This is a genomic window from Agrobacterium sp. Ap1 (genome assembly GCF_017313375.1).
In the GTDB taxonomy this organism is placed as follows: Bacteria; Pseudomonadota; Alphaproteobacteria; order Rhizobiales; family Rhizobiaceae; genus Neorhizobium; species Neorhizobium cellulosilyticum.
Genome location: NZ_JAFLMY010000032.1, coordinates 38,390 through 47,170 on the forward strand (window position 1 = coordinate 38,390; position 8,781 = coordinate 47,170).

Annotated in this window: 4 protein-coding genes and 1 pseudogene; 3 read left to right on the top strand and 2 right to left on the bottom strand. The window is 59.5% G+C overall.

Annotated features, from left to right (window positions below; genetic code table 11):
• The first annotated feature begins 485 nt into the window (after nt 1–485).
• From JZX87_RS28600 to JZX87_RS28610, 3 genes are all read left to right on the top strand, one after another.
• Nucleotides 486–1,529 carry a helix-turn-helix domain-containing protein gene (locus JZX87_RS28600; protein ID WP_206829221.1) on the top strand — a complete coding sequence of 348 codons (1,044 nt, stop codon included), beginning with the start codon at nt 486–488 and terminating at the stop codon, nt 1,527–1,529.
• 486 nt (nt 1,530–2,015) lie between these two features.
• Nucleotides 2,016–2,645 carry an outer membrane protein gene (locus JZX87_RS28605; protein WP_206829223.1) on the top strand — a complete coding sequence of 210 codons (630 nt, stop codon included), beginning with the start codon at nt 2,016–2,018 and terminating at the stop codon, nt 2,643–2,645.
• Between the two features lie 307 nt (nt 2,646–2,952).
• Nucleotides 2,953–7,143 carry an autotransporter domain-containing protein gene (locus JZX87_RS28610; RefSeq protein WP_206829225.1) on the top strand — a complete coding sequence of 1,397 codons (4,191 nt, stop codon included), beginning with the start codon at nt 2,953–2,955 and terminating at the stop codon, nt 7,141–7,143.
• Between the two features lie 164 nt (nt 7,144–7,307).
• Here JZX87_RS28610 and JZX87_RS28615 read toward each other — a convergent pair whose 3' ends face one another.
• Entirely contained in the window at nt 7,308–8,405 is a 1,098-nt protein-coding gene (locus JZX87_RS28615) for a LysR substrate-binding domain-containing protein (RefSeq protein ID WP_206829227.1), read from the bottom strand.
• A 186-nt stretch (nt 8,406–8,591) separates the two neighbouring features.
• Nucleotides 8,592–8,705 (bottom strand): annotated as a pseudogene (locus JZX87_RS32110) (IS630 family transposase); the annotation flags it as partial.
• Between the last annotated feature and the right edge of the window lie 76 nt (nt 8,706–8,781).

Below are 8,781 nucleotides of genomic sequence, written 5' to 3' on the forward strand. Positions count from 1 at the left end.
GGGCGGTGCACTGATCCTGCTGCTGACAGCTCCATCCGTGCCCGGACCCGGGCGACGGGCCTGATCCCATAGCGCTCGCCAGCAACTCTCGGTGAAAGTGACTTGCCCACGCCGTCAGTCGTGCTTGGGCTCAAAGCGGCCATCCCAAAACTTCGGCGGAGTCGTTCGGCTATCTTCTTTGGTGGCGGAGTTGGAGAACTGGTGCGGATGAGAGTGCGGTGGCGCTGGCAGCTGGGTGCCGGGGTGCTTTCTAGTCTAAGATTCGTGCACATCATGCTGGAGTGGCAGTGTTTTCGATGTTCCCGATATGATAACCGGTCCAGCAGGCGGCTCTGTCTAAGCCGGTTCGGGTCGTTTCCAGACGTGTGGTATGGCCATCTTTTGTCAAAAAGCGATTGCCTCCTCGCGGCAAAAATGAGCAAAATCGAAACGTTAGCAGCTATGAGTAAACGCTTTTTGGCTGCAACCAACCTGGTGAGGCTGGCATGAATGAGAAAGCAAGTAACCAGGAAGAGACGGGGAACGGTCCGGCTCTTCTGTTTAAAACGGACACCCGCAACTTGCCCTTGGGACGAGCTATTGAATTCTGGCAGGAGACCGCAGGCTCTCTTTATGATGTTAGTATTTCTCAACCCGAAGCATTTTTTACGACGCATTGTACCTTCCGCCTGGGCGCGATCTTGCTCACTTATTGCGCCAGCGTCGGACAAAAACTGAGCCGTTCCAGCTACCGTGCCGGAGCGGACGGATATGATCATTTCGAGGTTCAGTTTTATTCGGCCGGCCGCTGGAGCCGCCAGGACGGACGACAGGAAGCTCAGGCAACGCCAGGGGATCTGATCATTCACGATGCGGCACAGGCGCACGCGGGATCTGTCGGTAATTTTACCAATCTGACCTTGTTTGTGCCTCGACCGCTGCTCGCGCCGCTGCTCACCAACCCCGACGAACAAAACATGCGGGTTCTCGCTGCTGATGAGCCGATGGTGGGTTTATTGCGGAGTCACGTCGACAATCTCTGGCGCGCGCTTCCGCTTCTGAATGCCACGCAGGCGGCGGCGCTTGCAGCCCCGACCGTAGAGCTCGTCGCCGCGACGCTGAACGGGGTACAAAGAGAGGACGTATCGCGGGGAATATCCGTTGCACAACTGGGTGAAATTCGCCGGTACATCAATGCGAACGCGCTAGATCCGAACATGTCCCCGGCCGGTATTGCCGCTGCCTTTGGCATTTCGCTACGCAAGCTCACCTATCTTTTTTCCGGCGAGGGCGGGGTGTCAAACTACCTTCAGAGACGACGCCTGGAGCTAGCGCGTGCGGCGCTGCGCGATCCGTCGCAAGTTCACAAATCAATAGCCGAAATCGGGCTTGAGCATGGTTTCGTTTATGCTCACAATTTCGCGCGCGCGTTCCAGCGTCTTCATGGGCTCACACCGCGTGAAATCCGGGCCGTCGCTCAACGGAATTGGGCTTTGGGTTCGCGCGAATCACAAAGCTGGTTCGATCGCGCCTCCCTGTGGGGACAGTAAGGGATCAATCTGCCTGGTCCGCGGCTACCGTGCGCGCTACGAGTATTTTTGCCTAGGCGATTTGCGCGCTCGGATAGATTCGCCTTAAACCGCTTAAAGTTTCTTCTATCCCGCCCAAAGATCTGGTTTTTGAACCCTGATTTTCGGAGCAACGGTCGCGTCCCATAAGGCGCCGGACTTTATGGGATGCGCTGCTTCGGTGACGCGTGGATAGGGAGTTTTTCTACGATGCATTGCTTGCGTTGATGGTCGTCAGCACGCTTTCAGGCCGCCGAGCATCAAGGCGCTTCGCCAAAAGCCTGTTTAGACTCAACGACCCGCCGACTACCTCGGCTTCGATAGAAGTGCGGCCAATCCTCTTTGCTTGGTACGGGTCAGCGCCTGATCGGGGCCACGTCTCGCGCCGTCGAAGGACTTTTTTGCGGACGGCCAGCTTGCCCATGCTTTTACAACGAAACAGATAATCCGCAGTTGGAGTACGCCATCATGAAAATAGTAGTTCTTTCCGCGCTCGTCGCGCTCAGCACGTCCGTGGCGAAAGCAGCAGACGTCGTTGTCGAGCATTCGCCGCCGCCGGCTGCATATCAACCGCCTGCCTTCACCTGGACAGGCGCATACCTTGGTATCCAGGGTGGCGGCGCTTGGGCAACCGGTGAGTTTTCCGGCTTCGGCATATCCAGTTCGGAAGATGCAAACGGTGGGCTTCTCGGAGCTTTCGCGGGTTACAACTACCAGTTCGATAATAACGTCGTCATCGGTGTCGAGGGCGATGTCGAGTATAACTGGAATGAGGCGGAAATCTTTGGTGCTGAATTCGGGACTGACTGGGCAGGTTCGGTACGGGGTCGCCTGGGCTACGCCTTCGACCACGCTCTTGTCTATGCCACAGCGGGCTGGGCGGCGACGCAGGGCTATGTGGATGTGCCAGGACTTGGCAAGGACGAAGCCACCTTCAGCGGCTACACAATCGGAGCCGGACTTGATTACGCCTTCACCAGCAACGTGTTTGGCCGTGTCGAGTACCGCTACAATGATTTCGGCGACCAGGATCTTCAGGGTGTCAACGTTGATGTCGACCAGCACGCCATCAAGGTTGGCCTCGGCATAAAATTCTGACAGCGTCCAGAAAGCCGAAAAGCGGAAGATCATCCCTTGTCGTCTTTTTGGCCTTCATACGGTCTGCAGGCTTTAATCCGCAAATCGACGCACTGGCCCGTAGCGAAGTCAGATCACTCACGCACATCGAAATCCGGAGTTCTTGCAAATTGCTGCGGCTTCATCGCGATACCTGCGCCCTGAGGACTAAACATTGATGTCGAACACGGAATGCATGCTCATGCCACCGACGCCTGTAAGAACTGGAGCGTCCGGCAAGCCCGAGCTATCATTGTTTCCAAGCAGGCGACTGAGGTGCCTGCTGTCAATGTCGACGGCGGTCATCGCCTCGACCGCGGTTGGTCTGACGGATGTGCGAGCGCAGGAAACCTCCGCGTACTGGAATTCAGGCACGGACGGGAGCTGGTTCGCAGCGGCCAACTGGCGGGATGGGCTAGCTCCTTCCGGCGGAGATGTTGTCGATATTCGCGGTGGCGGAACAGCCTATATCGACGCCCCAGGAGCGGCGGCATATCACGTTTACGTGGGAACTCTGGGTGCTAACACGCTGAAGGTCGAGGACGGCGGCACGCTTGGCGTAGCTGGGCAATTGACGCTCGGTTATTTGCCAGGCTCCTCGGGCACCTTGATTGTGGACGGCAATGGCTCGGTAGCGACCGTTGGAACGTTCACGACGCTCGGTTGGCAGGATGGTACCAGTCTCCTTGCTGTGGAGAATGGCGGGAAGTTCCGTACCTCGATACTAACTGCAGGCGGAGGCGCAGGTAGCGGTACAATATCCGTCTCCGGTATGGGTTCCCAGATTACGGCCGAGAATAGCGCTCGTCTCGGAAGCTCCCAAGGCGTTCCCTGGGAACTCAGCATCTCTGATCAGGGTCGGTTTACCGCCAATGTTCTCGACCTCGAAAACACCACCGCGATCAATATCAGAAATGATGGCATCCTCGACGTCGCTGATATCAACGCGAACTCCGGCACTGTGACATTCGGCTTGAACACCTCTGGGGTGGATACGATAGGCGCGAACATCCGGGAGAATGGCGGCTTCAACATTTTGAACAAGTCGGGAGCGGGCACACTGATCCTGACGGGCGACGGTGAATTCTCAGGCGGGGTAACGGTCGCGGATGGCGAGCTTCAGATCGGCGACGGCGGCGTAGCCTCATTCGCGGCATCCTCGGTCAATCTCAACGACGCCGCCACGCGGTTGACGATCGACAATGATGACACTCTTGCCTTGTCCATGCCGATCACCGGCGGCGGAGAAGTGGAAAAACGCGGTGCAGGCACAATGACGCTCTCCGGGAGCAGTGCTGGCTTCTTCGGCGGTCTGGTGATCACCGAGGGCGCTGTCGACCTGACGGGGCAACTTGGGTCCGCCAACGGTACGGGAAGCTCAGCATCGGTGCACGGCGGCAGCTTCCAGGTGAACGGCCTCTTCGGCGGCGATGTTGCCGCCTCTGACGCCGGACGGGTTGAGGGTCGCGGTGCGATTGAGGGCAGCCTGACGCTCTCCAACGGTGGTATTCTGTCGGGCCAACAGGGACAGTCCCTGTCTATTAACGGTGATCTGAGGCTCGATAGGGGCAGCACGATTGATGTCGCGCTGGGAGGAATCTCATCGCCGGCGCTCTTCGACGTCGGGGGCAACCTCACACTCGACGGCAAGCTTCAGGTCACCGATCAGGGCGGGTTCGGTGCCGGGGTTTACCGACTGTTCGACTACGCCGGAGCATTGACGGACAATGGCTTGACCATTGGCACGACGCCGGCCGGCGTCACCGCGGACGATCTCTCCATTCAGACCGCGGTCGAGGGTCGGGTCAATCTGGTCTCAACCGCCGGGGCGGAGCTCGGTTTCTGGGACGGCGGCAACGCAGCATTACACGATAATGATGCCGTGGATGGAGGCTCCGGTACCTGGACGGCCGTCGGGCGCAACTGGACCTCCGACAATGGCTCGGTCAACGGATCCTTCAAACCGAATCCGACTTTTGCGATCTTTCAGGGAATGTCCGGGGCAGTCGCGGTCGATGATACCGCAGGCGCGGTCGGCGTCACTGGCATGCAGTTTGCCACCGACGGATATCGCGTCTCGGGCGATCCTGTCGAGCTGCTTGGCCTCAGTGGCGAGACCATCATCAGGGTTGGCGATGGCGGAGCTTCAGACAGTGGAATGGCGGCCGGAATATCCGCAACGCTCAGTGGCGCCTCCAGTCTTGTAAAGACCGGCGCCGGGTCCCTGGTCCTGACCGGCAACAACGCCTACACCGGCGGTACCCGGATTGCCGCCGGGACGCTATGGCTGTCGTCGGACGCCAATCTCGGCGCGTCGTCGGGTGGATTGATCTTCGATGGAGGAACGCTGGCCACGACGACTGGCTTCAGCTCCGGCCGTGCAATCGCCCTTAACGCTTTCGGCCGCGTCGATGTTTTCCGCGATCGCGAGCTTATCCTGTCCGGTTCGATTTCAGGGCCAGGGGGTTTCGAAAAGCTTGGCGACGGTACGCTGAAACTGACAGGAGAAAACTCCTACCTGGGTAACACGCTTGTGCGGGCGGGAACTCTGGTCGCAAATACAAATGCCATCCACGGTTCAATCGCCAACGCCGGGGCCGTAATCTTCGATCAAGCCAGGAACGGGTATTTTGCCGGCGATATCGCTGGCTTGGACGGCGCCGGCGGCGAGATGATCAAGCGTGGCGCAGGAACGCTCACCCTTGGCGGGGTATCGATGCTCGACTGGACCGTGACGGAGGGCGGTATCGTTTCGGCGACGGACCGCTTCGCAGGCGATCTCAATCTGGCATCTGCGACCCGCTTCACTTTCAGCCAGGACTACAACGGGACCTATGGTGGAGCCATCTCTGGTTCGGGAACCATTGCCTTCGATGGCGGAGGCCGGATCGCGCTGACCGGCGACAATTCCGCGTTTGCAGGCCTGAGTCAGGTTTCGGGCACGACGCTTGTCGTCAACGAGGCACTCGGCGGCTCTGCGTTGATTGGGAACGGCGGGCGTCTGCAGGGCGCAGGCACGATTGGATCAGGAACGGGATCGACGGTGACACTGGCTTCCGGTTCGATCCTGGCACCCGGCAATTCGATAGGCACGCTGACAGTTGATGGCGATCTGGTCCTTGATGCCGGCTCCCGCTACGAGGTCGAGGTCGCTCCGGGCGGCAAACAAAGCGACCTGATCAAGGTGACGGGGTCGGCCACCCTCAACGGTGGCACTGTTGCCCATATCGGCATGACCGGTACATATGATCCGGCGGCCACCTACACGATCCTTTCGGCGCAGCATGGTGTGAACGGTTCCTTTGACGCGGTTACCTCCGACTTCGCCTTCCTCGATCCCACGCTTGGCTATAACGGCAATGATGTCACGCTCTCACTGACCCGAAACGACATCGACTTTGCCACGGTCGCCGAGACGCACAATCAGATTGCCGCTGCGCAAGGATTGCAAAGCCTGCGCAATGGTAACGCGCTTCACGACGCGGTCGTGCAGCTCGACGAGGGAACGGCCCGGGCCGCATTCGACCAGCTTTCGGGTGAGATCCACGCATCGGTGGTGACAGGGTTGATCGAGGATTCACGCCATATCCGGAATACGGTCAATGATCGGTTGCGCTCAGCCCTTGGCGCTGATTCAACTCCCGGGACGGCCTCGTCTGGTCTTGCCTTCTGGGGCACGGGTTTTGGTTCATGGGGGTCAACCGATGCAAACGGCAATGCCGCCAGTCTCGATCGCTCGACCGGGGGCTTTATCGGAGGCGCCGACGCAATGGTCACCGATGCCTGGCGGCTGGGCCTGCTGGCCGGCTATAGCCATTCGTCCTTTGATGCTGATGACCGTGCCTCGTCAGCCTTGAGCGACACCTATCATGTTGGGCTCTATGCAGGGGCAGAATGGCAAGCCCTGTCGTTCCGCTCGGGCGTCGCCTATGGCTGGAGCGACATCAACACCAGCCGCTCTGTCGACTTCACCGGCTTTGCGGACCGTCTGTCGGCAAGCTACGATGCCGGCACGTTGCAGGCCTTCGGCGAACTTGGCTACCGGATGGAGACGCCGGCCGGTCACTTCGAGCCCTTCGTCAATCTTGCCCATGTCACCGTCAAGACGGATGGCTTCAGGGAAAATGGCGGCGCTGCGGTTATTGCCTCCACCGGCGAAACGACAGATACGACCTTTGCCACTCTCGGAGTTCGCGCCGAAACAGATGTGTGGATCGGAAGCATGCAGATGGATCTCGCCGGCATGCTGGGATGGAGGCATGCCTTTGGAGACATCACGCCCACCGCCATTCACGCTTTCGCCGGTTCCGATTCCTTCACCGTGTTCGGCAATCCGCTTGCAAAGGATGCAGCCGTGTTCGAGGCCGGTGTCAATGTCGATATCGCACCAGACGCTACCCTCGCCATTGCCTATCAGGGGCAGTTTGGCGATGGCGCCCAGGACCATGGCTTCAACGCCAAGCTCGGTGTCAGGTTTTGAAAGACCAAGGTGTATAACTCAGATCAGCGGGCGGCCTGGGAAAAGTTCGGCGGCTACTGCTTAAATAGCTGTCCGGTATTTTCGCCTGTTCGATGTGGTCATCATCAAAAGCCCGTGCCGTTCTCGGGTAGCGCTCTGGATGACGCTGCTAGATTTTGGAGACTTCACTGCTTTATGAAGTCGAGGAAGGCGCGGAGCGGCGGCGGCACTAAGCGGCGACCGGAATAGTAGAGGAACGGCCCTGGAAAAGAAGACCACCACTCGGGAAGAACCGGCACGAGGTGGCCCGCCTCGATATGCGGTTGCAGCCATTCCTCGAACAGTCCGATGATGCCGACACCGGCGACTGCCATGTCGACGGCCAAAATTATCGCGCCGCTGATGCTCACGGTGAGCGGCCCCTGCGGCTCGATGCGGACCGTCTCGTCACCGCGTTCTAGCTCCCAGGGACTGAACAGCGTCCCGTTGTCGAACCGCCCACGCAGACATCGGTGCTGCAGCAGGTCCCGCGGATGCTCGGGGACGCCCATCGTTGCGAAGTAGGCAGGCGCAGCCGCCATGGCGAACCGCTGGGCCCGGGGCCCGATCGGCACTGCGATCATATCCTGCTCCAGCTTCTCTCCGTAACGGATTCCGGCATCAGCTCCCGCTGCGAGCATGTCCACGATGGTATCCTCGGCGACCACCTCAACCTGGATTTCCGGGTAGAGGCTCAAAAACTGCGGAAGAAGTCGCGGAAGCACTAGGCGCGCGACACCGACAGGCACGTTGAGCCGGAGAATGCCCGCCGGCTTGTCGCGCAGGTCGTTGAGGCTGGCAAGCGCCGCATCCATTTCCGTGAGCAGCGGAGCCAGTCGCTCGAGGAGCCGCCCGCCAGCTTCGGTTGGAGAGACGCTGCGCGTCGTGCGGTGAAGCAGGCGAACGCCCAGCCGTTCCTCCAGCCGCCGGACAGTTTCGCTTAGCGTTGTCGGGCTGACGCCGAGCGATCGTCCAAATTCGCCTGGAGCGGCGCCGATCTGATCAGCAACATACTTCAGCATGGCGCGAGGCGGAGTTTCTTCTGCTCCAAGCACTCGACCCGGGTATCGCATCAGACATAGCTGGATGGCAAAGCCGAGACGATTGTGATTACGTCTCCGCAGTTCAATCTCCAGGCGATCCGCCGATGACAACGAATAGTGGCGGATGAAGCTGTCCTCGTCGACTGGGATATCGAAAAGCTTCCGGCGATCTTGATCTTTGAGAAGCTTGCGCTTTGCCATCGCCCGACTCCATTAACGACCAACCTGTGTGAAGCGTTGTCGAGTCGGACCGGACAGAGAAATCAAAACTGGCGCATGTCGACGGCAATCCACAGAGATCGGATGCTGCACATCCGATCTACAGGATCGTTCCGGTTTCGTTCGGCCTTAGCGTACGATTTCGGACTGCTCTTGTTCCGACCCCATACCGCGATCATTGAAACGCACCACCCAGTCGCGAACGATCTGAACCGTAACGCTGCCGAGCCGGGCTGCATCGCCCCGCGAGCCGCCGTCATAGATCGATGCAAGCGCAAGAAGGATCGTGTCCCAGGGAGTGGTGTAGCTTAGACGGCCACGGCTCATCCCAGAGGGCCGGATGAGTGTCAGCTTGCTG

Excerpts from the sequence above, each read along its gene's own strand:
- JZX87_RS28615 (WP_206829227.1), bottom strand. The coding sequence starts at position 8,405 with ATGGCAAAGCGCAAGCTTCTCAAAGATCAAGATCGCCGGAAGCTTTTC.
- JZX87_RS28610 (WP_206829225.1), top strand. The coding sequence starts at position 2,953 with ATGTCGACGGCGGTCATCGCCTCGACCGCGGTTGGTCTGACGGATGTG.
- JZX87_RS28605 (WP_206829223.1), top strand. The coding sequence starts at position 2,016 with ATGAAAATAGTAGTTCTTTCCGCGCTCGTCGCGCTCAGCACGTCCGTG.
- JZX87_RS28600 (WP_206829221.1), top strand. The coding sequence starts at position 486 with ATGAATGAGAAAGCAAGTAACCAGGAAGAGACGGGGAACGGTCCGGCT.